Below are 23,669 nucleotides of genomic sequence, written 5' to 3' on the forward strand. Positions count from 1 at the left end.
CCTGGTTACGGTCGATCAGTCCCGTCCTTGCGGTCAGGGAACTGCTGTAGGGCTTGATCCGCGATGTTGCGGACGCCCGTCATGTTGTTGAACCACCAAATCTTCCAGAAGTCGCGCATCTGCTTCTCGGTGATCTCCTCATCGTCGCGGATGGCCGAACCGATCATCCGCGTGCTGCCGTAGACCTTGTTGAACAGGTCGATGGACGGGATGCCCATCACGCCGTTCTCCAGGCCGGTCGAGCGGTTGTTGGCGAACACCGGGTCGTTACCCAAGGCGTCCGCCCACACGGCGTCGGTGACCGCGGGGATCACGTTCGACCAGCTCGATTGCGCGACAGCGTTCTTGTAGAAGTTCTCCTGCGTCAGCTGCTTCTTCCGCTGTTCGGGGTTGCCCGCAGTGTTGATGTACGTGCGAGCCGCCCAGCCCATGCCTGCTGCCGAAGTGGACAGCACGACCATCGCGTAGGTGCGCCAGTCGTCGTAGTGGTGGACGGAGTTCAGGAAGTGGCGGGTGTAGCTGTTGACCATGAAGCTGCGGAACTGCGTGACGATGCGGCCGGTGGTGGAGTGCATCAGCTCGATGCTGTCCGAGGCGTCACCTTCGAGAACCTGGTGTCGCGTCACGCGGAACAGGAAGGCCGCCATGCGCTCGCGCGTCTGGAACGGCAGCTTGTCCGGGTCGATCTGCTCGATCTGCCGCTTGCCTTTGAGGTAGCCGAACACGTCGGCCTGGGCCTTCTCGTCGAGGCCCCAGGTGCGCAGGCGGGCCACTTCGGCGTCCGACAGCTTCTTGGCGTTCGCCATGTCCAGCAGCCGCAGCAGCGTGGCGCGACCGGCGATGCGTTGGAGCATCGTGTTGATCGGGGCCATGCCGGATGCGACCGAGGTGACGTGCGTCGCCATGTTCATCGCGTTGTCGATCTTCTCGCCGTGCTTGACGTTGAACGTCTGCGGCACTAGCGCATCCTCGTCCAGGCGCAGGAACGGCGGGTTGCGCAGCCAGTCGGTGCCGGGTGCGAACAGCCGCTCCATGACGCGCGCCTCCTGCGAGGACAGCTTGCCGTCAGCGCCGCGCACCAGGAAGTCGCGGGCGGCACCCACGGAGTTCCAGAAGTTGCGGAGACCGGCATGCGCGATGGTCGGGCCAAGCTCGGCGAACAGCGAGAAGCCGACCTGGTTCATCACGCGGGCGAAGTTCCAGTTGCGCAGGAACCGCGCGTAGCGTGCGCCTCGGCTGGCGGGATCGAGTTCGGTGCTGCGGCCGAAGGTGGACTTGAGGCCGATGTCGATCAGGCGCTCGATGTCCTTCACGTCGTCGCCGGACTTGCGGGCGTCGCTCTTGAGCTTCGACACGAAGCGGTCGAGCTGTGCGCGGTTCTTGATGCCAGCCTTCGACGACAGCGCCGACCAGCCGGTGATCTCGCGCATGTAGCGGGTCATCACCGAGTCCACGTCGTTGTCGAACAGGTCGGCCATCGAGACCTGCACGTCCTCGCCAGCCTCGTTGCGGATGGTGGTGGAGTAGGTCTCGTCGAGGTCGATGCGCTTCTTCGCGCGGTCGAGCTTGCCCGACTCGTAGGTCTTGCGCTCCAGCTTGGACAGTAGCTCTTGCGACCGCACGGGCGAGACGCCCGCCTCGGTCAGCATGTTGCCGATCTCCTCGACCGAATCGCTGTCCAGCGGGCGGACCAGCAGGTCCATCCCGTCGCCCTCGAAGTTCGCTTGGGCGCGCTTGAGGTAGGAGCGTGCAACCGCCCCGAGCAGCTCGTCGTCGATCTCGTCGCCTTCGTCGGTGGTGGCCTCCCAGGCGCGACGCATGGCGGGCTTGATGAGCTGCTCGATCACGTCGTCCTGGTGAAGCTGCATCTCGCCGAACAGGCGCTTGAAGCCCTTGCCACTCCAGTAGCGCGGCAGGTAGCTGCCGTTCTGCGCCACGTTGGCGAAGCCGTCGAGGTTGCTGTCCTGCGCCAGCTTGAGCGCATCGCGCATCGCCTTGGCGACGCTGCCGGCCGCCTTGGCGGCTTCCGGTGATACGTCAGGCGCACCGCGCACGGCACGGCCGACCTCCTCGTTGAACTTTGCGCGCTCGGAGAAGTTCCACCAATGGGTGCCTGTCCGTTGCTTGTAGGCGTCCCATGCGGCGTTCACTCCGCTCCGCCATTCCGTCTCCATGACGGCCAGGTGGCGCTTGGCGAACTCGCTGGTGGACTCCTGGACCGCGACGGAGCGATCGGTGTAGCCGACGCCATCGCGGAACAGCAGGCGGCCCGCCTCGCGCACCAGCGGCGACTTGGCGCTACCCATGCGGGCAGCAAGGTCGCGGCGGACGGTGGCGAAGTGGGGCGTGATGTGCGCGTTGACCAGCGCCTTGTCGGTGAACTCCTGCTCGAATGCGCTCTCGTTGCGCAGCGGGAGGACGCCTGGCGTGAGGTCGTTGGCGGCGGTGCCTGCCACGCGGGCGGCGGACAGCGAGTCGTCACCGGCCAGCCGCTTCACCACGTCAGGCTTCACCTCGCCGTCGAACAGGGCACCCCGGCGAGCGCCGAGGGCACCACCGAACGCGAACGACAGGGCGGCGCTCTGCACGCCATCCGCGAGCGTCTGCTCGGGGTCGTAGGTGGAGGTTGCGGCCGACATCAGCGCGGAGGTGCCCGCAGCCTGTAGACCGGAACGCACCGCGTTGGCGAGGCGTCCGGCCTTGGCTGCGTACCCCAGGCCGCCCGTGGCGAGATCGAGGCCGGTTGCCACCGGGTCGGTGAAGCCGAGGGCGATCTGTCCGCCCAGGCCGAACTGCGCCAGGTCGTCGTCCGCCATCTGATTCATAAAGGCCACGGATTCCAGATAGGAGAGGTGCTCGTCGGACGTGGCCCGGCCGAACAGCTCCCACTGCTCCGGGCGCAGGCCCATCGACTCCCAGCGCTTGCGCGCGTCTGCGGGAATGCGATAGCCCTGCTGCGGCTCGTAGCCCAGCTCGGTGATGAAGCGGTCGATGAAGCCGATGCCGCCCTTTGCCTGGGCAGCGCCCCATCCGTCCCATACGGTCGTCTGATCCTTCCGGCGCTCCGCGGCCTCTCGCTGCTCCTTGCGCTCGCGCACGGCTTGCACGATGGGCTGCTGGGTTGCCGGCTTGACGATGTTCTCGTCTGCGCCGGGTAGGGATTCAAACATGCGGTCTTACTTCCTCGTCAGGTACTCCAGGAAGTCCTCGGGGACTGCCGGGGTGGTGGTGGTTTGCTTGGTGCCCGCGTTGGGAACCAGCGGCTTGGTGAGGTCGAACTTGGGCAGCTCGAAGGCGGGAGCCTCGGCGGCGCTGGCGTCGCGCTTGGCGATGGCCGCAGGGACTTCCGTGGTCGCCGACTGCGAGCGCAGGTCGCGGATGTTCCGGGACTGGTCCGCCCAGGTGGTGCGCTGCTCGACCCGACGACGCGCCTGGGATTCCGCAAGGTCTCCCTTCCAGCGCTGGTGCTGTGCCGCGATGGCACGCGGGTCGAAACCGATGGCGCGGCCGGTGTCCGGGTCAGGGATCAGCCAGTTGTCGGGGCCGACGATCTGCCACTGCCCCGGATTGCGGGGATTGGGCAGGGCCGACAGCTCATCCGGGTCGCGGCCGAGCTTGCGCGCGACCGTCTGGATCAGCTCGTCTACCGCTGGCTCGGCACCCTGCGGCATGCCGATGTTTGGCACGCGGCGGCCGTTGACGGTCGTGCGCTGGGCGTCGATCTGACCGACCGCTGCACGGATGGCAGCTTCGCCGGACACTCCGCCACGCGAGGCGATGCGCTCGGCTTCCTGGCGGATGCGGTGCAGCTCACGCGGGTCACGCGGCTTGCCGTCGATCTCCAGGTAGTCCTTGATGCCGGACTTCCAGGTGTCGTTGATGACCGAGCGGGCCTCCTCGACTTCCCGCTTCGGTTGCGTCAGGACGCGAGCGGCCTCCTGGTGAGACTGACCGCTGCGCCGGGTGTCGTAGAGGTACTGGTCCAGCATTGCGGCAGCCTCGCCGCCAGCGACCGTATCGGCGTACTTGGGCGAGACCTTGCGGAGCTGTTCGTACAGCGTCGCGGCGTTCTGGAAGTTCTCCTGGAACGCCGGGTCAGCGCGCTTGAGGATGCGTTCGAGCTGGGGGATGACGATGCCCTGCCGTGCCCACTTCTGGAGCACCTGGCCGCGTGCGGCCTGCGGGGTTTCCTCCCACTCCTTACCGGCCTGCTTCTTGAGGTCGGCGTCGCTGATCTCGTAGGGATTGCCCCCGGCTACCAGCTTGCGGATGCGCTCCTCTCGGGCGCGCTCCTTCGCTTCCTGCTCCCAGCGGCGAAGCGTCTGCTCCTGCTGGTTGTTCCAGTATCGCTTGAAGGACTGGAGGTCGCCACCGCTCAGGCCGAATTTACTGGCCCAGGTGTCGATGGTCTTGTGGGTGAGCTGGCCGCGATCCGCGAGGCCCTGGAGCGTCCACTCTGCCTCGGCCATCGCCTGCTTGCGTGCCTCGTCCTCGCGGTGTGCGATCACGCGGGCACCAGCGGCAGCCGCCGCGCGCAGCTCGTCGCCGTGCTCGGTGTTCATCAAGCCGGGCTGGCCGTCGCCGCGGTCCTGCTCCAGGAACGCCAGGATCGACTGAGGATCGCGGTTGCCTGCGGCCAGCTCCTCCTTGGCGGCCTCGACGTAGAGTTCGTCCACGTCGCGCTTGTTGAGATAGGCGTACTCCTCCTGGTCCAGCATCGCGTACAGGCCGTTCATGCCCTCGGAAGTGAGGAACGTGCCGCCCTTGATGCCGTCGCGGATGATCGCGGTCAGCGACTCCTTCTGCCGGACCAGCATTTCCCGCATCGAGTCGGCCTGCCACTGCTGGCGGACCTGCTGCGCGGCGCGCATGGCGACCGGCATCAGGGCCTTGCGGACCTGCGGGTCTTGGAACTCGGGGTTCTGCGTCAGCGCAGCCATCCGCTCCTTGATGAGCGGCTCGATGTCGGTGCCGGGTTCGGCCTTGGCGATCTCTTTGGCCGCTTCGATCTGCCAGTCGCGGACGCGGATGATGCCGTCTGCCTTGAGGTAGCCGCGACGCCATGACTCCGACTGCTGGGCAACGAAGTCCTCGGCCTGCCGGGGCGTACCCTCGGCGTCCTCCTGCATACGTTGGGTCGCCGCGGCGCTGTACTGCTCGCGGCTGTTTGAGATCATCTGCGAGTTGACGGAATCCGAGACGCGCGTCAGCACCGCAGCGGCGGTGCGAGAGAGGACACCGGCACCAGCGGAGGACGCTTGGTCAGCCTGCACCGCCAGAACGGGGCGCTCGGCGAGACGCTGCGGCACCTGCGCGCGGCGGATGATCTCTTGGGGTTTCGTGCGAGCCACGGGTTACTCGTCTCCGGGAATGGAATAGCGCTTGTAGGTTTGGATGTTGCTGTAGGCATTCGCGCCTGACTGCATCACGCCGCCCAGCGCCTCGGCATTGCCGGTGCGGATACGAGCGCGTGCTTCGGAGCCGCTTTCGACGACTCCGTTCCTGCGGTTCTTCTCGATGAGGGCCACGTCACGGCCAGCCTGGGCCATGATGTCGTTCGCCAGCAGCTCGACCGAGTTGCCGGACACTGCCGCTTCTGCTGCGGAGGCGCGCATCGCGGATCGCAGTGCGCGGGCCTCCTCCATGCGCTGTTGGGTGCGCTCGGCGGCCTGGTCGTTGATCTGCTCCTGCTGACGCTCCGCGGCTTCCTCGATGGCCTTGTTGTTCTGATCCTGGCCGTACATGGTCGCCATCGCGCTGACTGCGGCGATACCGACCTGGACTGCTACGGGGTTGCACATGGGGTCTTGGTTACTCGGACGAAGGGTGTCTTGGCGAAGCCGTAGGCGGACTCGACGCCGCTCTCGCGGAAGCCAAGCCAGCCGAGCCATCGCCGCGTGGTGACGGCGTGGACATCGACGAAGTTGAAGATGGTGCCGAAGGTGGCCGACCACTCGTCGCTGATCCGCCGAGCTTCTCGGAGGAACGTGCGGCAGAACGTGGGAGCCACCAGGGCGTCGGTGCCCAGCAGCCAAACCGAGGCGATACCCTCGGCGTGCTGGCTGAAGCCGAAGATGCACACGGGGGAACCGTCGTGCATCGCGGCGAAACTGCGGTCGCTCGCGGTCACTGCAAATGCGAGCGCCTGGAGCGGGGTGTGACCATGCGAAGCCGCCACCTCCAGGATGTCCTCCTGCCGCATGTTCTCGGCGACGTGGAGGATGTCGCTGGCGGTGGGGCTTCGATAGGTCAGGGTCATACTCGGCTGCGGGAGACGAACATGCCGCGCCACTGTGCTGACTGGAACCAGCACTGGAACGGCAGGCGGTTGACGAGGTGCATGCGGACGCTGTTGGCGTCGCCCAGCACGGGGAACCGGCGAGAGCCGGAGTGGAACGTCGGGGCGCTGGTGCGGAACACCGAGTCGTTGAGGACGCGCGCGGTGTACGCACCGGAGTGCGACGCCACGTAGGTCTCGACGCGGCCATTGCCGTGCTGCTCGACCTCCAGCTCGAAGTACGCGCCATCCTTGTAGGCGACCTCGATGTCACGCACCTGCGTGCGGCCCACCAGCACGGCCTGGTTCTGCCCACCGCGAACGATGGGCTTGGTCAGGGTGAGGCGGTGCTCGTAGTCCATGCCGACGACCACGCGGCCCTCGGTGTGGTTACCGGGGAGCGCAAGGCGGGTGCGGGCGTTGTCCCAGCGCGCCTTGGTGATGTCCAGGTACGCGCCGGGGTCTTGCCAGTCGTCCGTCTTGAGGACGGTGACCGTCATGCCATCGGGCACGATGTAGGGCAGGTCGATCCAGGTCTCGTTGCCGAACTGCTGATAGGTGGGCTGCACCACCAGCATGCGGTCGAGCAGGAAGTTGTAGTCGCCCGTGGCATCCGTGTCGTGCTGGTTGAGCACCATGCGGAACTTGAGCAGCTCGCAGCCGCCGCCTGGGGCTTCCGCGACGGCGTACAGCACGTCGTTGATGGCGTGCATGTGGACGATGCGACCGACGCCGGAGATTGACCAGCGCGTCCATGCGGACTGCTGCTTCTCGTCGCCGATCCAGCGGACGAAGTAGACGTAGAGCTGCGCGTCGGTCGGCTCGTCAGGAGCGAAGAACACGCAGTCGGCACCACTTGCGCTCGCCATCGCTCGCATGCGGCCCGGCATCAGCTTGGGCACATGCGCCGTCACGTCGGCGGCGTCGCCGGTCACCGACAGGTCGTCGATGAAGTATTCGCGCACGCTGGCGTATGCGCCGCTGTCCTCGGTGAAGTACAGCGACTCGCCCATCAGCTTCGGCCGGATGTACGGCGAGCTGCTGTAGCTGTTGACCGGATCGCTCTTGACGTTCTTGGCGGCCAGGTACGGCTCGGCGGTCAGGAGGAACTGGCCGCCCGCAGCGGCAAGGAACAGGGCCGACTGGAACGGGACTGCGTGGTAGAGCGTGGTGACGCCGTTAGACCCGCTGACGCTCACGTCGATGGGGTCGGCGTCGAGCACCTGGGTCACCGAAGTGCGCCAGAGGTTGAACGGATCGGAGACCTCGGACATCAGCACGTTCTCCCCGGCCAGGAAGCCTAGGCGGTCCCGGTGCTTGAACACCTCGCGGATGCGCTGGCCGTCGATGGACGGGAACGGGTTGCTTTGCTCGTCACCCGCGAGGCGCGCGGTCCACTCCGGTCCACCGAAGGAGAACCAAAAGCCGTCCGCATGCACTGGATCGGGGATGCGCTTGAGGATGTGCGGCATCGTCTTGGCATCGAAGCGGTGCTTGATGCCCGGCCGGGCGACCTCCAGGTAGACCGAGGAGGACTGCTTCTGGACGTAGTAGTCGTCGAATTGCGATTCGGACGAGCCGATGATGTTGTAGATCGCGCCGGTCGGCACAACGGCCGAGCCTTTGTCGCCGGGCTTCGGCAGGTCGGACATCGTTTGCGCCGATCCGTACAGCGAACCGGGCGACAGCTCATCGCTCTGCTTCACGTCTACCAGCCGGTTGACGATGAAGGTGGTGTCGGAGAACGTCGCCAGCGCGAAGCACGACCACGCACGCTGTCCCTGGGTGTCCAGGTAGTTGAGCGCGTCGCCCGTGGCGTTGACGGTGTATTCCTTGCCGGTCTCGTGGTCGAACACGCGGATGCTGCGGTGACCCACGGCGACGATGTAGCGCTCGTTCTCATCGCGGACGATGGAGTGGAAGGCACAGTCGTGATCGAGGGTGACGCCAAGGCCAGCAACGAACTCGGCGGGCGGGCGCTTGCCAGCGCCCATTGCGGCATGCAGCCAGGCGTTGATCGCCTTGGTGAGCTGGTTCGGCGAGCGGACGGTATCGTCCTGCTGCGACTCGCCTCCCAGGAACGAGGGATAGTCCCCCGTGATTAGCGGCATCAGCGGTCCCAAATATCAGACACGTCCGTCGAGCCACTGAGGAAGTTGTGGCCGCGGGCGTAGGTGAAGTCGGCGTGCTCCTGCGCGAAGATGAGGTATGCCTCCTCCTCGTGCTTCTCGGTGAACACGTAGAGCTGGTCGCTACCCAGCACGCTCGTCTGGAACAGACGCGCAGCGCGCACGGCGATGTAGCGGCGGGCCGACTCGGGCAGCTCCTCGTAGGCGAGGAACCAGGTCACGAAGTCGGCGGTGGGGGCCGACGAGAACGTGTCGGCGAGGGTGAGCGGGTTGATGAGGCGCGTGCCTCGGATCACCAGCGGCTCGCTTCCGCGTGCGGGGACGAGCTTGAGGATCGACTGCGGCGGCAGCACCTTGCCTTCCGCGTTGAGCGTGAAGGTGAACGACTCGCTGGTGTTGAACCACCAGCCAGCGGTTTGGACCTCGCGGCTCACCGCGCGGAGGGTGTCGCGCGCCTGCGAGGCGTACAGGTTGCCGAGCGCTTCGAGGTCGCTGATCGGCGCTTCGCCGATAGCACCGAGCAGCACATTGACGGCTTCGAGTTCCGTGGTCGGAGTGAGTTCGAGGTTCATGGATTCGGGGCAAAAAAACGGGGGACACCCATGTGGATGTCCCCCGTAGATGGAGAGAGATTGAAGCGCCGCGGGATTTGCCCAACGGCGCGGTATTGCTTACGGGGCCTTCGACAGCTCGATGGCACCGCGCGGAGCCAGGATGCCGTGACCCAGCGCGTACTTCGCCAGCATCAGGGTGCCCTGCTTCTCGCCCTGGTACACGTCCTCCAGGGACAGGTCCAGCAGCTTGAGGGTGCCGACCGCCGAGCGGTGGAAGATCACGCCCACGGTGTCCGCGAAGTTGCCGCGGTACTTGGCCGGGATCGAGGCCAGGGCCGACTCATCGACACGCGGCATCGCGTTGATCTTCACCAGCGGGATGCGGGCGACCGAGGAAATGATCGCCTGGCCGTAGGAGCCGTTCGATTCCGCGTTGATGTCGCGGTCGATCAAGTCCTTGTTCTCGGTCAGCAGATACCACTGAGCCGGGGCCAGTGCGCCAGTGAACTCCTGCGGGTTGTCCGGCAGCAGCTTCTCGTCGAACAGCATGCGGGCGTTGCGGAACGCATCGGCCAGCACGGTCGGATCGGAGGCCATCGTGGCGGCCTTGATGATGGCACCACCCGGCTGGCCTTCGACCTTGCCTTCGGTGGTACGAGCGGCCAGGATCGCGCAGCGCAGCTCGTTCTGCATGCGCTTGAGCGCCAGCTCCGCACCCTGCTGACGGGTGTACTCGGAACGCACGTCGTAGTGGTTCATCGCCTCGTCGATGTTGGCGATGAAGGCGTGCGAGATCAGCATCGGATCGAGGGTGATGATGGTCTCGTTGTGCTCGACCACCAGGCCCTTGATCTCGGTGCCCGGCACATGGTACTCGGAGCCGATGGTGCCGACGTTCGGGAACGAGGCGGACTTGCCGCTCTCGATGTTGCGCACCGACACGCGGCCGTCCAGCTTGTAGTTCTCGACGAAGCTGGTGATGGTTTCAGCAGTGTAGTTCTGCTTGAACAGCGCCCAGGCGTCGCCGTTGGCCTGGGCTTGACCCAGGCGGGAGGGGATTGCGTCCGACATTTAGTCCTTGCTTGAGGTTGAGTGGATTACTTGAACAGCGGCGACACGGCCAGGCGGGCGGAGACTTCCGCGCGGTAAGCCGGATCACGGTGGTAGCGCACATCGCGCATCGCTTCGACGACCTGCGCCTGCGACTGGAACGGCTTGGGGCCTGCATCGGCGTTCGATGCGGTCTTGCCATTCAGAAGGCGGCCGTTGCCGCCACGGAGGGCGACGAGGCCCTGGACTGCCAGCGCTGCGCGGCCGGCGTCGCCGGACTGCACCGCTTCGTTGAACGCCCGCTTCTGCTCGGCGCTCAGGTTGGTCTTAGCCCACTGGACCAGGCCGTCGTAACCGGCCTTGCCACCTGCGGGCGAGTAGACGGCGTTCTCGTAGGTCTGCACGCGAGCGCGCAGGCCATCGACGTACACGTCCACCAGCTCCTTCGGATAGCCCGCGTCCTGGAGCTTCTTGTAGCTCTCCTCGGACAGCGAGCCGTTCGAGTTGAACTCGGTGGCGAAGTCGTCCAGGTTCAGGCCAGCCCGCGCCAAGGCGTCACGCGCGTCATCCGCGGTGGCGTCGTCGATGGTCGCGGGGCCGCCCTTGCCACCCTTGTCGTCGGCTGGCGTGCTCAGTTGTGCGTAGGCGGCTTCCAGCTCCTCCACGGTCTTGTACTTGCCGCCGAACAGGCGCTCGCCATCGGTGCCACCCTGCGCGCCCGGTGCGGGCTGCTGGGTGTCCTGGGAGTTCTGCGGCGGCTGCTGACCTGGGGTCGGCTGGCCGTTGATGCCGTCAAGGCTGACGGTCACTTCGGACTTGCCCGGCTGCGACATTACTTGTCCTCGGGCTTGTAGTTGACGATGACCAGGCCGTTCGTCTTGCGGGTGATCTCGGCCTTGCCCTTACGCTCGACGCTCGGAGCCTTCGGGGCTTCCTTGGTCGGCTTGGCGGGCTTCTCGGTGGTTTCGTTCGACATTGCGTCCTTCTCGGGGTTACGGGGTTTGGGTCATCGCTGAGGCGATATTCGGAGCGGCACGGACCATCGCCTCCTGCGCCGAGGCGTCCTGCTGCTCGGCAGCAAGCTCGTCGTCGGAGCGGATCAGGCCCTTGGTGGAAATGTCGGAAGCGGCGGCCAGTCGGGAGATCGCCTCGCCACTGTTGAGGCGGCGCGCCTTCTCCTCTGCGCCGACAAGCGCATCCACTGCCTGACCGAACTCGATCAGCTTGTTCAGGTCGTGGCCGCGGCCGAGGGCGGCGATGCCAACGGTGATGCGCGGCTTGATGAGTTCCTGCGGCAGCTCGGGCAGGCGACCCTGCTTCTGGAGCTTGTGCAGGCGGCGGCGGATCAGCGGCAGCAAGAGCTGCTCGCCCGACATCGCCATGAAGCCGCTGAGGGCGTCGTCGAGTTCCTGGGTGAGCACCCGGATTTCGTAGGCGGTCACGCGCTCGCCGGGGCGCTGCACGGCGGACTTCACGCCGAAGATCAGCTCCAGCGAGTTCGCCAGCCCTTCGGCCTCCTGACGCACGAAGTTCAGGTCGTAGGCTTTCTGGAGCTGGAGCGTGGTCACGTCGCTGGCCTCGCCACGCAGCACCGCGCCGGACTCGGCCTCGGTGAGCTGGCGCTCGCGGATCGTCGAGGTCGGCTTGAGGAACATGATGATCTTCGCCAGCGCGGCGGCACCCTTACGGATCGCCTTGCGCAGCGCCTCCAGCGACTCGAACGCGCCCACGTAGTCGTAGACCAAGCCCTCGCCGTAGTCGTCCACGAGGGACGGCGGCGCGCACAGGGGAATCCACGGGCAGGCGTCGATGGGGTAGGTGCCCACGGTCTCGGGGACTTCGACGCCCTCGACCTCCTGGACCACTTCCCACTCCTTGCCATCTTCCGAGCGACGCACCCAGGTGTAGAGGTTCACGTCGTCGTTCTTGGTCTTTTCGTCGCGTTCCTGGGCGAGCTTCTGCATCACCGCCGCGCGGATCGAGTCCGGCAGCATGGCCGGGGCGATCTTGTCGAGCGTGATGATCTCCAGCACGTTGCCCAGGCCGTCGCGGTCGGTCACGTAGGAGGTCAGCGGATACAGCTTAGGCTTGCCCTCGTCGGGGTCGTAGAGCAGGAAATTGCCGAGGACGATGGCGTGCTTGGCCGCCTCGCTGAGGACCGGGCGGACGCCGCTGGTCTCCAGGTCGTTGACGATGACCCGCTCCACGTCCACCAGCGCGGCCTCCAGTTCGGAGGTCTCCACGCCAGCCTGCTCGGCGATGTTCTCGGCGACTGCCTGGTCAGGCGCGAGCTTGAACACCGAGGCGTTCGGCGGGAGCCAGGCCAGCACGATCTTCGAGGCCAGGGCGTTGACGCACTTCGGGCCGGTGTCGATGTAGGCGGAACCGGGGGTACGCGATTTCGCGCCCTCGTCCACCCACAGGCGGGGCAGGGTAACCTTGGCGCAGCGCTTGGCGCGCGTCTCGGCTTCTTTGCGGTTGGACTTGAGATCGCCGTAGCGCTTCGCGGCCGTCTGCTTCTCGGCCGAGGTCTGCTTGGCGTCAGCCATTCGGAATGGTCAGTCCTTGGTACTGCGTTGCGTTGTTCAGGTCCAGTCGGACCTTGGACTTACGCCGCTGATCGGCCGCGTGGCCGGTCGGCTGGGTGTCCTGGCGGGTCAGCAGGATCGGGTCTTTCTCCTGCTGGTCCGGCATGTTGGGCTTGCTGCACATGATTAGCGGGCGCGGTGCTCCATCTGCTCGACCTTCCGCAGCGCCTTTAGCCGGAGGATCAGGCGGCGCTCGCCCTGCCGGAGCAGGAACTCCTCCTTCGGCTTGGCGGGGTCGTAGATCACTTCGGGGTGCAGTTCGTCCAGGAGGTCGATCAGGTCGTAGGAGTGCAGAGGGATTTGCATAGAACTCCTGGGTTATGAATAGGTGGGGAAACTGTCGTTTCCCCCGATGATGACCACTAAACCCTTAGAGTCGGGCCAGCGATTCCGCGACCATCCGCAGGCGGTGGATCGGGCCGTTGTTGTCGATCACGGTGTCGATCAGGTCGCCGTGGACGCCTGCCTCGGAGGCATGCGCCGAGACCGGGGCCGCGCTGTCGCGGAGCACCTGGACCACCTGGCCGCCCCACTCACGGATGAACTGCGCCTCGTTGTCGAAGCGAACGTCCGACACCACGACGCCAGCAGCGCCGTCGCGGCGGGCCTGACGGATCTTCTGCGCGACCACCTTGACCCACAGGTCGCGGTCGATCATTTCACGGCCCCACTCGGTGCCCACGGTCTGCATCAGGCGGCGCGGGGTCTGCCCGTTGAGCCAGTCGAGCGGCTCCTCCTTGAGCGGGCCGTCCTCCATCGCGGACACCGGCAGGCCGGTGATGTCCGCCACGAAGGCGCGGATCGGGGCCGCGAAGGACAGCTTCACGAAGCCGTGGTCGCTGACCAGGAACTCGGCCAGGGTGTCTTTGCCGCTGCGGGCGCGGCCGGTGATTCCGATGATCTTCATGGGGACTCCAAAAGAGAAACCCGGCCTTAGCCGGGTACAATTCGTGTTCGTTATGGAAGGAGACAGGTATGGCGAGTTCTACGCCGAGTAACACAAACGGAGCGGAAATCTCTGAGCTTGCACAGAAGCTCTATGGCCTACAGGAGGCGATGGATGCGCTCGTGGCATCAGGGCAAGCACAAGGAATTCAGCGAGAGCGCTACGATGCGGCCAAGCAGCTCATCACAGATAAGCTCACTGAGTTCAGCTGCACGTATGAAACGTTGACTACGCCGAAGGCGATCCAGCTTTGGGTTTTCAATAGCCGAGAACCCGTAAGTCGGAATCCGTCAGAGATTGCACACTGGAAGCAGTTCTACGTGGACGAGTTGCGGTAAGCAGGATCAGGTGGCTTGGTTGTCGTCAGGCGAAACACCGGGCGATCAGCCAAGCCGCGCCAGCAACGCCGACAGCGGCCGGCCACAGCTTGACGCTGCCAGCCGAGCGGTACAGGGTGCGTTCGAGGGTGTTGAGGCTGCGCCACCACAGCCAGGCAGCGCCGTAGGCGACGAAGGCGAACAGCACGGCCAGCACGGCGACGATGGTGATGAACAGGATCAGGGTTTCCACAGCTTCACTTCCTTGGTCTTGGGGTTGTAGTCGCCGTAGCGCAGGATTCGCGCGAGGCGTGCTTGGCGGATCGCATCGTGCTTCGACAGCGGCTCGGTGCCGCCGCGGGGGATGCGGGTGGTGTAGGTGGTGACGACGGTGTTCCACAGCGCGCCGAGGTGCTCCTCGACGGACGCATCGCGGTACGCCTCGTGGATGGGCATGAGCAGCTCGTCCGCGCCCTTGTGGCCGATGCCGGGGAAGCCGGGGTAGTTATCCACCTGGTCGCCCGTGAGCACCTGCTTCATCCAGAACAGGTCAGCGTCGTGAGCCGAGATCGGCCGGACGCCCACGTCGGGACGGTTGGGGTTGTAGAGACGGATGCCGGGGATCGTCTGCATGTCCTTGTCGATGGACACGACGATGCGGCTGCCTGGCGCGCGCTTCGGATTCGGGTGCGAGGCCAGCAGCCCCAGCACGTCGTCACCTTCCAGGTTCTCGATCTCCACGATCTTGTCGCCGAACTCGTCGTAGACGAACTCGTCGAGCACGTACCACAGGGCAGGCTTGTCCTTGCTGGCACGGTTGAGCTTGTAGGTTGGGTCGATGTCCTTGCGGAAGTTGTGCTTCTTGCAGGACAGGGCCAGCAGGTAATCACGCGCGCCGAACTTCTCGACGATCTCGTCGATGTAGTCCTCCAGCTTCGCCTTCGCGCGCTCGGGCTGGATCGCTTCGACCTTGTTGCCGTCGCCGTTCCAGTCGATGTTCGCGGTGTTCGAGAACGCGAGCTGGTAGCGCAGCACATCGGCGTCGATCAGTAGCAGGGGGCCGCGCTTGTTCATGCGTCCACCCACTGCCATCCCAGGAACGCCAGCGCGAACCAGCGGTGCAGCCAGTTCGGACGCTCCCGGACCTGCACGAAGAAGTTGCCGCCAATGACCCAGGAACCGGCCGCCTGCGGTGGCCGATAGGTGACGTAGGAAGTCATGGCCGCTTCTCCGGGTAGCGCTCATACCACGCCTGTAGCTCGGCGGCGTAGCGCTTCATTCCGGCCTGGTACTCCGGGCCGTCGCCGAGCGGGTACTCGTGCTCGTCGCACACGAAGTCGGTGGTCGGGATGGTGTACGGAATCTGCGTGCAGGAGTTCCCCGTACACATCGACTGCCACATGATGATGTAGGAGTTCTCGCTGTGCCCTTTCAGGCACGAGCCATAGTCCGCACTCGGCGGCCAGGGCTTCATATCGCACGCAGCGAGGCCAGCACACAGCGCCAGGATCAGGAGAGCGCGCTTCATACCATGCTCTCGTGTACGGCGACCCAGCACTTCTCGCTAACGCGGCGGATGAAGTAGGTCGCGGTGCTCCACTCCACGGGGCGCAGCATGCGCTCGGTGCAGCACGGGCACTTGGCGTTGTAGGCATGAACCTCGGGCTGGTGTTCGAGCACAGCCACGCGGTAGGTGGTACACGGATCGATCACGCGGACATCGCCGTCAGCGGGGCCGCCAATGAAATGCACGCGAAGCCGGTTCTCGTTCATCGGTTCGATTCCTTGAGGACTTCCAGGGCGCTCGCCTTGTCGGCGTTGCAACGCTGGAGGCCGTCCTCGGCGTTGCCGCCGAAGCGGTAGAGGTCGTAGGTGGTGGTGGTCGGGTCAGCCATCACGGCGTCGAGTGAGGAGTGCGTGCCCTCAATGACGGTCGGCTGGAGGAACTGCTCCGGCACGACTTTCGAGGTGTGCGCGGCGCAGCTCGTCAGGAATGCGGCGAGACAGGTAATCGCCAGTTTCCGGGTCAGCATTTGCTGCAATCTCCACAGAGCGGTTGGTGGTGGCGCGGGCGTTCCGCAGCGCTGCATCGAAGGCAGAGCGGCGCACGGCTTCGCGGTTGAGGGTCTCGACGGTCTGCTTGAGGTCGGCCAGTTCCTTTGCCGACTCCTCCAGCTCCGTCACGCGCTGGGCCATTGCGGTGTACTTCCAGGCTGCGAAGCCGCCTGCCGCGAGCGCGGCAACGACCAGCAGCGCCGCGAGGGCGCGCAGGATGTTGGTTGGGTTCATCGGTTCTCTTGGACGTAACAGGCGACTCGCAGAAGCTCCGAGGGAGTCGCGTCGGACTTGATCTGATTCGCGCGTGCGGAGATCACGCGCACGTTGCCCCGGACGTAGCCGAGGTCAGGTTCGATGCGGTCGAGCGTGGGTGAGTTGGGGCCTTGGGCCTTGCGCCCGACAGCGCGGTACAGCGGGATGCCCAGTGCCGGGCAGAAGTCGGGGACCACGATGTCGTCCGACGTGAGGTCGAACGGCAGTCCCTTCCTAGCTGCCCGGCGTTTCGCTTGGCGCACCAGGGCGAGTGCAATGTCCCGCTTGCCGCGGGTCAGTGCGTCTCGGCCCAATTCCTTCCGATCTTGAACTCGCCATCGAGCGGACAGCGGAAGCCGAAGTAATCGCCAGCCTTGCGGATGGCAGCCTGGGCGGTCTTGCCCACGAACTCGGCCTTGTCCTCGTCCACTTCGATTTGCCACTCGTCATGGACGTTGGCGAGGAACTCGTAGTGGACGCCCGGCACCAACCCTGCGGCTTGCAGGTCGGCGTCGAGGATCACCAGGGCTTTCTTCATCACCAGCGCACCGGCCGACTGGAGCAGGGTATTGAGCGCGGCGTGGTCGCTGCGGATGTGCAGCTTCCGGCCGTCGAGACCGATCAGGTATCCCTTCTCGGCCGCGCGCTTCTTGACCCCGCGTACCAGCTTCTCCAGCGCAGGCAGCCCGGCCAGGAACTTCGAGCGGAGCTTCGCCCCGGCCTGGCGACCCTTGCCAACGATGGAGCCGAGCTTCGCGTCGCCTGCCCCATAGAGGAAGGCGTAGATGAAGGTCTTGGCGTTGTCGCGGGTTGGCAGTCCTGCCGCCGATTGGTTGACGGAGTGGATGTCGCCTTCGAGGATGACCTTGGCGTACTCGCCGCCGTCGTGCTTTGCCATGAAGTGCGCCAGGCAGCGCAGCTCCAATCCCGAGGCGTCCGCGCCGACCTGGAGCTTCCCTGTTGGGACGCAGAACAACGAGCGGCACTCGAATCCGTAGCCGCCTTCCTGGCCCTTGAGGATTCCCTTCTCCTTCGAGTGCTGGACCTTCGGCACCTGAGCGATGTTCGGCTTCGAGTGCGTCATGCGGCCGGTCACCGCTGCGTTCTGATTCACGCTGCCGTGGATGCGGCCGTCCTTCTTGATGGCCTTGAGCCACGCCTCGTCGCCTTCGGCGAGCTGGCCGAGGCGCTTGTTGACGATGAAGTGCTCCAGCAGGAGCGGGATGATCGGGAACTTGAGCGCGCCCAGGACTTCTTCGTCGATCTTCGGCTGGCCCTTCTCGGTGAACTCCTGGGGCTGCCAGCCGTACATTGCAGTCAAGCGGTCAGCAATGTGCTGGCGGCTTGCCGGGTTGAACACCACGTCCTTGTAGGTCGTGACCTCCACGCCCTTGACGTAACCGCGGCGCTTGTCGTCGCGCTTCGGTACGAACTTGCGCTTCACCACCTTCCACGGCGGAATGACCTTGCGCAGCTCGGCCTCCAGCGCAGTGCGCCGGGACACGAGGATGCACTCCAGCTCACGCGCCTTCTCCTGATCGAACAGGTAGCCGTAGCGCTGCTGACGCGAGAGGATCGGCGCGACGGCCTGCTCCAGCTCGATGGCCTCGGTAGGGAGGCCCTTGCTCATCAGCAACGCGAACAGCGCTTGCGTGACCGCAACGTCCTGGTCGCAGTAGTCGTCCATTTCCTGAGACCACTGTGCCCAGGGATCGAGGCCGCGTGCGGCCATCTGCGCCGCGTAGTCGCCTTTCCAGCGACCGAGGCGGTAGCCCCACGCTTCGAGGGCGTGGCGGCCGATCAGCTTGCCCGGCAACACCGGGTTCGCTCCCTGCTTCTTGCGGGCCTTGAAGTCGCGGTCCTTGAGGTCCGGGTAGACCAGCGTGGACATCAGCAACGTGTCGAAGTACGCCTGGACCTTGAAGTCCGGGAACACCTTGGCGATAGCCGGAATGTCGAATCCGGCGATGTTGTGGCCGACAACGCGCTTGGCCTTCTTGAGCCTCTCGACGGCCTGACGGACTGTCATTTCGCCCGTGCCGTGATCGTTGGCGGACAGGATGGGACCGCGCGGTGCGCCGGTCTCATCTACCTCTTGGAGGGAAATGCAGTGGATCGTGTCAAGTTCGTCGAGGAGGCCATTGGTCTCGCAGTCGAATACGAGGATCAACGGCGGTCCTCCTTACGGGTAGCCGTGGTTGGTTACGGGGATTGCGCGGACGCGGCGGCGGGCGCGGAGGATGTACTCCGGCTCGGGGGCCTTCGGCGGCGTGTGGACGCCCTGCGGCGCGTGGCCGGGGAAGTCGTCGTCCTCGAACAGTTCGTCCTGCTCGGGCTGGTCGGGATGCAGCGTGTAGCCGTAATCCTCGACGTAGTGCGTGATGCGGCGGATGGTGCGCTCGGTGCCGTTGTTGTTCAGCACGAACAGCAGCTTCTCCGATGCGTCGGCAACCGCGCCTTCGAGGGATACGACCACCACCTCGTCGGTGCTGGGTTCGTAGATGGCGACGTGGGCGCAGCACCGCAGATCGAACCGGGCGCAGTGCTCGTGCGGCGTACCGAACTCGAAGCCGATCAGGCTCACGAGGTGACCCTCGGGCGAGCGGAAGTTGCGGATGCCGTTCGGAGCGGCCTCGCTGGTCCAGTCGTTACGGCCGCTCAGGTACGCGGCCACGTAGGTGTAGCTCGCCAGTGACACGAAGAAGCAGTCGATGTCCTTGATTTCGGTCCCGTCGTAGAACGCGCGCAGGCTTCCGCCACCCAGGATCACCAGGTGGCGGACTTCGGCCGGCAACACGTCGAACAGGGACCGAGCGTGTTGCTCGGCAGTCATGGTTGGTCCCTTAGCGGATCAGGTTGGTGAAGCGCTCGGCGACGCGCAGGGCGCGCTCGGCTTCTTCCTCGTGCTCGTCGGCCTGCGAGTGCAGGACATCGGCCTTGTCGCGCAGCGTCGATGCGGTGGCGATGCGGTCGGCGCTGATCTTGAACAGCTTGTCCACCTGGCCCTCCAGCACCTTCACCACGTCGGTCACGGTGTCCTTGCGGAACGGAGCGGTCAGCAGGTCGATTGCGATGGCGACGATCTCTTTCATTGGGGTAGTTCCTCGGCTTTGATGTGGATGACCACGCGCCGCCCAGGCTTGCCGTACATGACACGGCAGGCTTGGTCGGAGCGCGGGAGTTGGTAGGGGAGAACGAGGCTCTCAGCGAAGGAGAGCGGCGCATCAGCTGGGATGAAGCCGACGACCGAGCGGCCGTCAGTAGTCGGAGGTGGATACATCGGATGACTCGTCGGCGAAGTCGCCGTATTCGCCCGGAGCATCTGCATTGAGCAGGCGGCCGGATGCGTGGTCGTAGCTGTAGTAGAGAACCTGGCCGTTCGACTGGCCGGTGAAGCGATCCTTTAGGACGCGGAAGGTCGTGCAGTTGCGCTCGGCCTCGTTCTCGGCCTGCGTGTTGCGCTCCAGGCCGAACGCGAAGTGCGTCCAGAAGCCAATCGCGCGGCTGCCCTTGAAGTGGCGGAGCATCACGCGCCCGCCTTCCTCGTGTGGCTTGCCTTCCGGCGTGGCGAGGTGCGAGACCAGGTAGATGCAGATGAGGTGGCGCTGCGCGAACTGCGCGATCTTCGCCATCGTGTCCTCCAGCATCTTCCGCTCGTCCTCGGCACCGGCCGCAAACGACGTGAGGTTGTCGAGGACGATGTGCTTGACGCCCTCGGCGACGACCATGTGGGCCATCTTGGCTTCGATCACGTCCCACTCGGACGAGCCGAAGTGGTCGTAGATGAACACCTGGCCCTTGTCGAGAATCTCGAACGCGGCTTCCAGCTCCTCCTGCGTCCAGCTCCCATCGGGGACGTGGAAGCGGCGGCCAGCAACCTTGCCTGCCATGCGCTTCGCCGTCTCGACCGGCTGCTGCTCCAGGAAGAACAGGCCAACGCGGTCGCCGGTTTCCTGCGCGATGAAGGCTGCTTCCTCCATCAGCCAGTCGGTCTTGCCGATGCCGGTGCCCGCGCCGAAGGTGTAGACCTCGCCGTACCGCTTGCCGTAGGTCAGCGCGGTGAGGCGCGGGTCGTGCCAAGGCATGCCCATCGAGACCGGCTTGAGTGCCTTCTCCTTGAGGGAGCCGAACGTCACCACTCCATCGGGGCGCTTGGTCTGCGCTTCGTAGATGGCGCGGGTGATCGCCTCGGCATCGCCACGCTGGAGCAGCTCGTTCGGGTCTTTCGCCGGGAGCTGTGCGATCTTGGCCTTGCCGGGAGTCAGCAGCAGCGCCACTTCCTGCGCGGCGGCTTGGCCCGGTTCGTCCATGTCGAACATGAGCACAACCTCGTCGAAGCCGTTGACCCACTCCAGCTCGCGCTTGATGGACTTGGCCGCGCCTTGCGCTCCGTTCGGAACGGACACCACCGGCCAGCGGAGGCCGAGTGCCTGCGCCACGGAGAGCGCGTCGATCTCGCCTTCGGTGATGACGAGGCGTCGCCCCGGTTCGTAGAGGTGCTGGCCGAACAGCCCGCACGCCTTCGAGTCGCCGATGAATGAGAACTTCTTGTCGGGGTAGCGGAGCTTCTGCGCGACGATGCCGCCATCGCGCTTGTAGTTGGCGATCTGCACGGTCTTGCCGTGCTTGTCCTTGCCGATCCAGTAGCCGTACTTACGGCATGCTTCCTCAGTGATACCGCGCTTCGCCAGGGCTTGCGGTTCACCCTTCGCAAAGTCGCTCATGGTTTTCCTGCTGGTGGGTTGAGAGACCTCCTCGCCTTCGGCTGGCTCGTAGTGACCGCAGCCGAAGCAGTAGCCGTGCCCGTCGCTGTAGCGCGCAAGGTTGTCCTTGCTGCCGCAGTTCGGGCACGGCTCTTTGTGGAGGTATTCGGAGTCAGCGCTTTGCACGCTCCACGGACCACATGCGCTTGCGGTAGGAAATGCCGAGGCGACGATTCAGCGCACCCTTGACGGTGCGGCCCAGGCCGCGGAACGGCTTGTCGGCGCGCGCCCATGCGCGCTCGAAAGCCAGGCGCATCGCGGACGGAATGACGGTGGTAGCGGTGTTGGTCATGCGTTCTTCTCCAGCAGGAACTTGGTGAATGCGGCGACTTCTTCGGTCGCATCGTTGGCGTCGAGGCCCAGCTCGTCGGTGCAGTAGTTGCGATACAGCTGGAGCAGCGCATCGACGCGGTACTGCTTCGGAGCGCGGCGCGCTTCCAGGAGCGGAGCCTTGCTGCGGCGCTGACGGCGCGACAGGCGATAGCGCGTGTACCGCTGCCCCGAGGCGTCCTCGCAGGTCTGCGTTTCGATCTCGAAGCCAGCAGCGCGCAGCTCATCGACGCGCGAGGCGAGGCGGCGGATGCGGTAGACGCCTTCGGCCTGCCACGAGGTCAGGTGCGAGTGGCGACGCAGGTGATCCAGGACGACCTGGGTTTGCGGGGGCAGCGGTTTCACGTTGGGTTCTCCTATCGAGGGAAGTCAGGTGCCCACACGACGGGCTTGCCGTAGGCGGCGAGCAGGCGTCGCAGCGCGGCGTGTTGGGCTTCGGTGAAGTTGTCCTCGGGCTGCATGGCGTCGTTGACGCCGCCCAGGAGGCAGACTTGGTATGCGGATTGGTTGTGCTTACCGGCGAGAGCGCCGGGCTGATTCAGCGGGCGACCGTCGTAGATCGAGCCGTCACGTTCGATGACGAAGTGGACGGCGATCTTCGAGTAGCCCTGCGAGCGGTGCAGGCGTGCGAGTTCTTCGCCGGTCGTGACCTGCTCGGGGCGGGTCATGCTGGCGAGGACGAACAGCGCCTCTACCGATTCCAGAGGTTTGAGGCGCACTTAGAGTTTGTAGAGGTGGACTTCGGTGCGTGGTTCTTCGTCCGGCTGCGCCCAGCGCTTACCGGAGAGCAGCCACATGACTTGCTTGTCGTCGGCCCAATAGCCGGTGGCTTTGGTCACAACGTCCATCGGCCCCTTGGCGAGGTTGTCCACGTCGCCCTTGGGAAACGCGGCCTTCGAGGTCTTGGCGCGTTTGCATACCGCGATGATGACCACTAAAACCGGATCGGTCGGCGACAGGTCCAGATCACCGGCTGGCAGATGCTTCTCTGCGGCTTCCTTCCAGGTCTTGTAGGTCTTGCCGTAGTAGACGCCCCAGCGCGAAACCTTCGGGCGCGAGGCGGGCACCGGGTCAAACGGGAACGTGAGGGAGGCCAAATGCTTGGCCCCCCTCGCGGTGTTCACGATGACCGACAGCGGATCAGTAGTCGCCGTCATCGCCCTCGTCGTCGGAGTCGCTGTCGTCGTCCGAGTCGTCATCGCTGTCGCTGAACGGCGCGCTGTCGGCGGCCTCGTAGCCGTCCTCCTCGCCGAAGCCGTAGTCCTTGGCGTTGCGCTGGCCGAACTCGACCAGCTCGATCACCTGGACGGCGACCATGTAGCAGGTCAGGTAGAACTTCTTGGCCGATTCGACGAACGAGCCGCCGATCTCGTAGGAGACCTTGAGTTCGCTGCCGCCGCCGATCTGCGGCGGGTTGTCGATCTTCTTGCCGCGGGCGTCGAAGATGTCCGGGCGCATGGTGAACTTCTTGCCGGTGCGCTTGCTGACGCCGCTGGCCTTCATCTTGAACTTCACCAGCACGCGGCCGGTGTCATCGCCGTTCTCGTCGGTTTCTTCGGTGAACACCGGGGCCACTTCGGCACCCTTCTTCTTCTTCGGGTTCTCGCTCAGGAACTCCTGGAACAGCTCGTCGCGCCGGGTTTCCAGCTTCTTCGCCAGCGCCTTGAAGTCCTTGTCGTTCGGGTCGAACGCCAGGCTCACGGTGTATTCGCCTTCCGGCTTGAACTTGGTGTCCGGTTCGTTCAGGCGCGGCCACACGGCGGTGCCCTTGGGGGAGACGAATCGTTCGCGCTTCTTGGTTGCCATCAGTTGTCGGTCTCGTAGTTGGTCGGGAGATAGATGCCCGCGCGCCACAGGTCAGCGGCGGCGGTCAACGGGGTGTCGGCGGAAATGCCGAAGGCTTCGTCGATGTCGAAGCCGATGAGCGCCTCGTCGATGAAGGCGTCGGTGATCGGGTCACGCATCACGGGTAGTGCGGTTTCAGCTCGCGCTCCGCGTAGCGGCGCACGGCGTTGAGGGTGTTGACCTGCCGGTAGCGGCAGTCCTGCTCCATGCGCGAGACGACCCGCAGCACTTCCATCGGATCGAGGCCGAGCACTTCGCAGAAGTTCTTGAAGGCGCACGCCAAGCCGATCACCTGATCGGCCGGGTGGCCGAGGGACTGCACGCTGTCGATCACTACGAAAGCGCCGCGTGCGGCGCTCTCGGCAGAACGTGAGTGCAGTCCGTCGATGACGCGATCACGCACCTGCGTGCAGCTCCGTCATGCGGTGCTTGAACTCCTCGACCGTGCCGTGTTCGGCCGGGTTGTAGATGCCGAGGACCACACCGAAGTGGTCCTGGGCAACGTAGGTGTTCAGTGCGTGCTGGTAGTTGATGCTCATGTTGATGTTCTCGCTTGGGGT

At 65.3% G+C, this 23,669-nt stretch carries 34 protein-coding genes; 1 reads left to right on the forward strand and 33 read right to left on the reverse strand.

Annotation, left to right across the window (positions count from 1 at the left end):
* Window positions 1-5: 5 nt before the first annotated feature.
* The 13 genes from AC5P6X_RS06235 to AC5P6X_RS06295 all read right to left on the reverse strand — a co-directional run bounded on the left by AC5P6X_RS06235 (window position 6) and on the right by AC5P6X_RS06295 (window position 13,505).
* Window positions 6-3,107, reverse strand: coding sequence for a hypothetical protein (locus AC5P6X_RS06235; protein WP_234500153.1), 3,102 nt, complete (start codon window positions 3,105-3,107; stop codon window positions 6-8).
* Window positions 3,108-3,176: 69 nt separating this feature from the next.
* On the reverse strand, window positions 3,177-5,351 hold the full coding sequence (locus AC5P6X_RS06240) for a hypothetical protein (RefSeq protein WP_032961810.1): 2,175 nt from the start codon (window positions 5,349-5,351) through the stop codon (window positions 3,177-3,179).
* A gap of 3 nt (window positions 5,352-5,354) precedes the next feature.
* Window positions 5,355-5,753 carry a virion core protein, T7 gp14 family gene (locus AC5P6X_RS06245; protein ID WP_032961812.1) on the reverse strand — a complete coding sequence of 133 codons (399 nt, stop codon included), beginning with the start codon at window positions 5,751-5,753 and terminating at the stop codon, window positions 5,355-5,357.
* A gap of 32 nt (window positions 5,754-5,785) precedes the next feature.
* A complete protein-coding gene (locus AC5P6X_RS06250; RefSeq protein WP_005412400.1) occupies window positions 5,786-6,259 on the reverse strand; it encodes a hypothetical protein in 474 nt (157 codons plus the stop codon).
* Window positions 6,256-8,388 carry a phage nozzle protein gene (locus AC5P6X_RS06255; protein ID WP_005412401.1) on the reverse strand — a complete coding sequence of 711 codons (2,133 nt, stop codon included), beginning with the start codon at window positions 8,386-8,388 and terminating at the stop codon, window positions 6,256-6,258. The genes AC5P6X_RS06250 and AC5P6X_RS06255 overlap by 4 nt, the downstream gene beginning before the upstream one ends.
* The gene (locus AC5P6X_RS06260) at window positions 8,388-8,978 is read right to left on the reverse strand and encodes a phage tail tubular protein A (RefSeq protein ID WP_005412402.1); all 591 of its coding nucleotides are present in this window, start codon (window positions 8,976-8,978) and stop codon (window positions 8,388-8,390) included. Before AC5P6X_RS06260 ends, AC5P6X_RS06255 begins: the two co-directional genes overlap by 1 nt.
* A gap of 99 nt (window positions 8,979-9,077) precedes the next feature.
* On the reverse strand, window positions 9,078-10,031 hold the full coding sequence (locus AC5P6X_RS06265) for a major capsid protein (protein ID WP_005412403.1): 954 nt from the start codon (window positions 10,029-10,031) through the stop codon (window positions 9,078-9,080).
* 26 nt (window positions 10,032-10,057) lie between these two features.
* Window positions 10,058-10,843 (reverse strand): capsid assembly protein, encoded by a 786-nt coding sequence (locus tag AC5P6X_RS06270; protein WP_005412404.1) that lies wholly within the window; start codon window positions 10,841-10,843, stop codon window positions 10,058-10,060.
* Window positions 10,843-10,986, reverse strand: coding sequence for a hypothetical protein (locus AC5P6X_RS06275; protein ID WP_004154577.1), 144 nt, complete (start codon window positions 10,984-10,986; stop codon window positions 10,843-10,845). The genes AC5P6X_RS06270 and AC5P6X_RS06275 overlap by 1 nt, the downstream gene beginning before the upstream one ends.
* Window positions 10,987-11,002: 16 nt before the next feature.
* Complete coding sequence (locus AC5P6X_RS06280; protein ID WP_005412405.1) at window positions 11,003-12,559, reverse strand: portal protein; 1,557 nt, start codon at window positions 12,557-12,559, stop codon at window positions 11,003-11,005.
* The gene (locus AC5P6X_RS06285; protein WP_005412406.1) at window positions 12,552-12,704 is read right to left on the reverse strand and encodes a hypothetical protein; all 153 of its coding nucleotides are present in this window, start codon (window positions 12,702-12,704) and stop codon (window positions 12,552-12,554) included. Before AC5P6X_RS06285 ends, AC5P6X_RS06280 begins: the two co-directional genes overlap by 8 nt.
* Before the next feature lie 20 nt (window positions 12,705-12,724).
* Window positions 12,725-12,904, reverse strand: coding sequence for a hypothetical protein (locus tag AC5P6X_RS06290; RefSeq protein ID WP_005412407.1), 180 nt, complete (start codon window positions 12,902-12,904; stop codon window positions 12,725-12,727).
* Between the two features lie 64 nt (window positions 12,905-12,968).
* Entirely contained in the window at window positions 12,969-13,505 is a 537-nt protein-coding gene (locus tag AC5P6X_RS06295) for a deoxynucleotide monophosphate kinase family protein (RefSeq protein ID WP_004154581.1), read from the reverse strand.
* 68 nt (window positions 13,506-13,573) lie between these two features.
* Here AC5P6X_RS06295 and AC5P6X_RS06300 point away from each other — a divergent pair, with 68 nt between their 5' ends.
* Window positions 13,574-13,882, forward strand: a complete 309-nt coding sequence (locus tag AC5P6X_RS06300; protein ID WP_032961816.1) for a hypothetical protein — start codon at window positions 13,574-13,576, stop codon at window positions 13,880-13,882.
* Between the two features lie 25 nt (window positions 13,883-13,907).
* Here the strand turns inward: AC5P6X_RS06300 and AC5P6X_RS06305 are convergent, their stop codons facing one another.
* From AC5P6X_RS06305 to AC5P6X_RS06400, 20 genes are all read right to left on the reverse strand, one after another.
* Entirely contained in the window at window positions 13,908-14,114 is a 207-nt protein-coding gene (locus AC5P6X_RS06305) for a hypothetical protein (protein ID WP_005412408.1), read from the reverse strand.
* Window positions 14,102-14,935 (reverse strand): hypothetical protein, encoded by an 834-nt coding sequence (locus AC5P6X_RS06310; protein ID WP_004154583.1) that lies wholly within the window; start codon window positions 14,933-14,935, stop codon window positions 14,102-14,104. The genes AC5P6X_RS06305 and AC5P6X_RS06310 overlap by 13 nt, the downstream gene beginning before the upstream one ends.
* Entirely contained in the window at window positions 14,932-15,081 is a 150-nt protein-coding gene (locus AC5P6X_RS06315) for a hypothetical protein (protein ID WP_005412410.1), read from the reverse strand. The genes AC5P6X_RS06310 and AC5P6X_RS06315 overlap by 4 nt, the downstream gene beginning before the upstream one ends.
* On the reverse strand, window positions 15,078-15,389 hold the full coding sequence (locus AC5P6X_RS06320; RefSeq protein WP_005412411.1) for a hypothetical protein: 312 nt from the start codon (window positions 15,387-15,389) through the stop codon (window positions 15,078-15,080). The genes AC5P6X_RS06315 and AC5P6X_RS06320 overlap by 4 nt, the downstream gene beginning before the upstream one ends.
* Window positions 15,386-15,634 carry a hypothetical protein gene (locus AC5P6X_RS06325; protein ID WP_005412412.1) on the reverse strand — a complete coding sequence of 83 codons (249 nt, stop codon included), beginning with the start codon at window positions 15,632-15,634 and terminating at the stop codon, window positions 15,386-15,388. Before AC5P6X_RS06325 ends, AC5P6X_RS06320 begins: the two co-directional genes overlap by 4 nt.
* On the reverse strand, window positions 15,631-15,756 hold the full coding sequence (locus AC5P6X_RS06330) for a hypothetical protein (RefSeq protein WP_005412413.1): 126 nt from the start codon (window positions 15,754-15,756) through the stop codon (window positions 15,631-15,633). Before AC5P6X_RS06330 ends, AC5P6X_RS06325 begins: the two co-directional genes overlap by 4 nt.
* A 28-nt stretch (window positions 15,757-15,784) precedes the next feature.
* Complete coding sequence (locus tag AC5P6X_RS06335) at window positions 15,785-16,150, reverse strand: hypothetical protein (RefSeq protein WP_005412414.1); 366 nt, start codon at window positions 16,148-16,150, stop codon at window positions 15,785-15,787.
* A complete protein-coding gene (locus tag AC5P6X_RS06340) occupies window positions 16,147-16,485 on the reverse strand; it encodes a hypothetical protein (RefSeq protein ID WP_050483582.1) in 339 nt (112 codons plus the stop codon). The genes AC5P6X_RS06335 and AC5P6X_RS06340 overlap by 4 nt, the downstream gene beginning before the upstream one ends.
* A complete protein-coding gene (locus AC5P6X_RS06345; RefSeq protein ID WP_049417451.1) occupies window positions 16,467-18,341 on the reverse strand; it encodes a DNA polymerase in 1,875 nt (624 codons plus the stop codon). The genes AC5P6X_RS06340 and AC5P6X_RS06345 overlap by 19 nt, the downstream gene beginning before the upstream one ends.
* 12 nt (window positions 18,342-18,353) lie before the next feature.
* Window positions 18,354-19,004, reverse strand: a complete 651-nt coding sequence (locus AC5P6X_RS06350) for a Gabija anti-defense Gad2 family protein (protein ID WP_005412416.1) — start codon at window positions 19,002-19,004, stop codon at window positions 18,354-18,356.
* Window positions 19,005-19,014: 10 nt separating this feature from the next.
* A complete protein-coding gene (locus AC5P6X_RS06355; RefSeq protein ID WP_005412417.1) occupies window positions 19,015-19,263 on the reverse strand; it encodes a hypothetical protein in 249 nt (82 codons plus the stop codon).
* Between the two features lie 165 nt (window positions 19,264-19,428).
* Entirely contained in the window at window positions 19,429-20,895 is a 1,467-nt protein-coding gene (locus AC5P6X_RS06360) for a toprim domain-containing protein (protein WP_005412418.1), read from the reverse strand.
* Window positions 20,896-21,046: 151 nt separating this feature from the next.
* Window positions 21,047-21,226, reverse strand: a complete 180-nt coding sequence (locus tag AC5P6X_RS06365) for a hypothetical protein (RefSeq protein WP_004154591.1) — start codon at window positions 21,224-21,226, stop codon at window positions 21,047-21,049.
* Complete coding sequence (locus AC5P6X_RS06370) at window positions 21,223-21,609, reverse strand: helix-turn-helix domain-containing protein (RefSeq protein ID WP_004154592.1); 387 nt, start codon at window positions 21,607-21,609, stop codon at window positions 21,223-21,225. Before AC5P6X_RS06370 ends, AC5P6X_RS06365 begins: the two co-directional genes overlap by 4 nt.
* 11 nt (window positions 21,610-21,620) lie before the next feature.
* Window positions 21,621-21,983 carry an N-acetylmuramoyl-L-alanine amidase gene (locus AC5P6X_RS06375; RefSeq protein ID WP_004154593.1) on the reverse strand — a complete coding sequence of 121 codons (363 nt, stop codon included), beginning with the start codon at window positions 21,981-21,983 and terminating at the stop codon, window positions 21,621-21,623.
* Window positions 21,984-22,421: a RusA family crossover junction endodeoxyribonuclease gene (locus AC5P6X_RS06380; RefSeq protein WP_157178715.1), complete on the reverse strand. Its 438-nt coding sequence runs from the start codon at window positions 22,419-22,421 to the stop codon at window positions 21,984-21,986.
* Window positions 22,405-23,070, reverse strand: a complete 666-nt coding sequence (locus AC5P6X_RS06385; protein WP_004154595.1) for a hypothetical protein — start codon at window positions 23,068-23,070, stop codon at window positions 22,405-22,407. The genes AC5P6X_RS06380 and AC5P6X_RS06385 overlap by 17 nt, the downstream gene beginning before the upstream one ends.
* On the reverse strand, window positions 23,070-23,228 hold the full coding sequence (locus AC5P6X_RS06390) for a hypothetical protein (RefSeq protein WP_154267700.1): 159 nt from the start codon (window positions 23,226-23,228) through the stop codon (window positions 23,070-23,072). The genes AC5P6X_RS06385 and AC5P6X_RS06390 overlap by 1 nt, the downstream gene beginning before the upstream one ends.
* The gene (locus tag AC5P6X_RS06395; protein WP_005412421.1) at window positions 23,228-23,512 is read right to left on the reverse strand and encodes a hypothetical protein; all 285 of its coding nucleotides are present in this window, start codon (window positions 23,510-23,512) and stop codon (window positions 23,228-23,230) included. Before AC5P6X_RS06395 ends, AC5P6X_RS06390 begins: the two co-directional genes overlap by 1 nt.
* A complete protein-coding gene (locus tag AC5P6X_RS06400) occupies window positions 23,505-23,648 on the reverse strand; it encodes a hypothetical protein (protein ID WP_005412422.1) in 144 nt (47 codons plus the stop codon). The genes AC5P6X_RS06395 and AC5P6X_RS06400 overlap by 8 nt, the downstream gene beginning before the upstream one ends.
* Between the last annotated feature and the right edge of the window lie 21 nt (window positions 23,649-23,669).

The organism is Stenotrophomonas sp. YJH_SMC_40, from assembly GCF_059368615.1.

Coding starts and splice junctions, on each gene's coding strand:
- AC5P6X_RS06245 (WP_032961812.1), bottom strand. CDS start 5,753: ATGGCGACCATGTACGGCCAGGATCAGAACAACAAGGCCATCGAGGAA.
- AC5P6X_RS06250 (WP_005412400.1), bottom strand. CDS start 6,259: ATGACCCTGACCTATCGAAGCCCCACCGCCAGCGACATCCTCCACGTC.
- AC5P6X_RS06255 (WP_005412401.1), bottom strand. CDS start 8,388: ATGCCGCTAATCACGGGGGACTATCCCTCGTTCCTGGGAGGCGAGTCG.
- AC5P6X_RS06260 (WP_005412402.1), bottom strand. CDS start 8,978: ATGAACCTCGAACTCACTCCGACCACGGAACTCGAAGCCGTCAATGTG.
- AC5P6X_RS06265 (WP_005412403.1), bottom strand. CDS start 10,031: ATGTCGGACGCAATCCCCTCCCGCCTGGGTCAAGCCCAGGCCAACGGC.
- AC5P6X_RS06270 (WP_005412404.1), bottom strand. CDS start 10,843: ATGTCGCAGCCGGGCAAGTCCGAAGTGACCGTCAGCCTTGACGGCATC.
- AC5P6X_RS06275 (WP_004154577.1), bottom strand. CDS start 10,986: ATGTCGAACGAAACCACCGAGAAGCCCGCCAAGCCGACCAAGGAAGCC.
- AC5P6X_RS06280 (WP_005412405.1), bottom strand. CDS start 12,559: ATGGCTGACGCCAAGCAGACCTCGGCCGAGAAGCAGACGGCCGCGAAG.
- AC5P6X_RS06285 (WP_005412406.1), bottom strand. CDS start 12,704: ATGCCGGACCAGCAGGAGAAAGACCCGATCCTGCTGACCCGCCAGGAC.
- AC5P6X_RS06290 (WP_005412407.1), bottom strand. CDS start 12,904: ATGCAAATCCCTCTGCACTCCTACGACCTGATCGACCTCCTGGACGAA.
- AC5P6X_RS06295 (WP_004154581.1), bottom strand. CDS start 13,505: ATGAAGATCATCGGAATCACCGGCCGCGCCCGCAGCGGCAAAGACACC.
- AC5P6X_RS06300 (WP_032961816.1), top strand. CDS start 13,574: ATGGCGAGTTCTACGCCGAGTAACACAAACGGAGCGGAAATCTCTGAG.
- AC5P6X_RS06310 (WP_004154583.1), bottom strand. CDS start 14,935: ATGAACAAGCGCGGCCCCCTGCTACTGATCGACGCCGATGTGCTGCGC.
- AC5P6X_RS06315 (WP_005412410.1), bottom strand. CDS start 15,081: ATGACTTCCTACGTCACCTATCGGCCACCGCAGGCGGCCGGTTCCTGG.
- AC5P6X_RS06320 (WP_005412411.1), bottom strand. CDS start 15,389: ATGAAGCGCGCTCTCCTGATCCTGGCGCTGTGTGCTGGCCTCGCTGCG.
- AC5P6X_RS06325 (WP_005412412.1), bottom strand. CDS start 15,634: ATGAACGAGAACCGGCTTCGCGTGCATTTCATTGGCGGCCCCGCTGAC.
- AC5P6X_RS06330 (WP_005412413.1), bottom strand. CDS start 15,756: ATGGCTGACCCGACCACCACCACCTACGACCTCTACCGCTTCGGCGGC.
- AC5P6X_RS06335 (WP_005412414.1), bottom strand. CDS start 16,150: ATGAACCCAACCAACATCCTGCGCGCCCTCGCGGCGCTGCTGGTCGTT.
- AC5P6X_RS06350 (WP_005412416.1), bottom strand. CDS start 19,004: ATGACTGCCGAGCAACACGCTCGGTCCCTGTTCGACGTGTTGCCGGCC.
- AC5P6X_RS06355 (WP_005412417.1), bottom strand. CDS start 19,263: ATGAAAGAGATCGTCGCCATCGCAATCGACCTGCTGACCGCTCCGTTC.
- AC5P6X_RS06360 (WP_005412418.1), bottom strand. CDS start 20,895: ATGAGCGACTTTGCGAAGGGTGAACCGCAAGCCCTGGCGAAGCGCGGT.
- AC5P6X_RS06365 (WP_004154591.1), bottom strand. CDS start 21,226: ATGACCAACACCGCTACCACCGTCATTCCGTCCGCGATGCGCCTGGCT.
- AC5P6X_RS06380 (WP_157178715.1), bottom strand. CDS start 22,421: ATGACGGCGACTACTGATCCGCTGTCGGTCATCGTGAACACCGCGAGG.
- AC5P6X_RS06385 (WP_004154595.1), bottom strand. CDS start 23,070: ATGGCAACCAAGAAGCGCGAACGATTCGTCTCCCCCAAGGGCACCGCC.
- AC5P6X_RS06390 (WP_154267700.1), bottom strand. CDS start 23,228: ATGCGTGACCCGATCACCGACGCCTTCATCGACGAGGCGCTCATCGGC.
- AC5P6X_RS06400 (WP_005412422.1), bottom strand. CDS start 23,648: ATGAGCATCAACTACCAGCACGCACTGAACACCTACGTTGCCCAGGAC.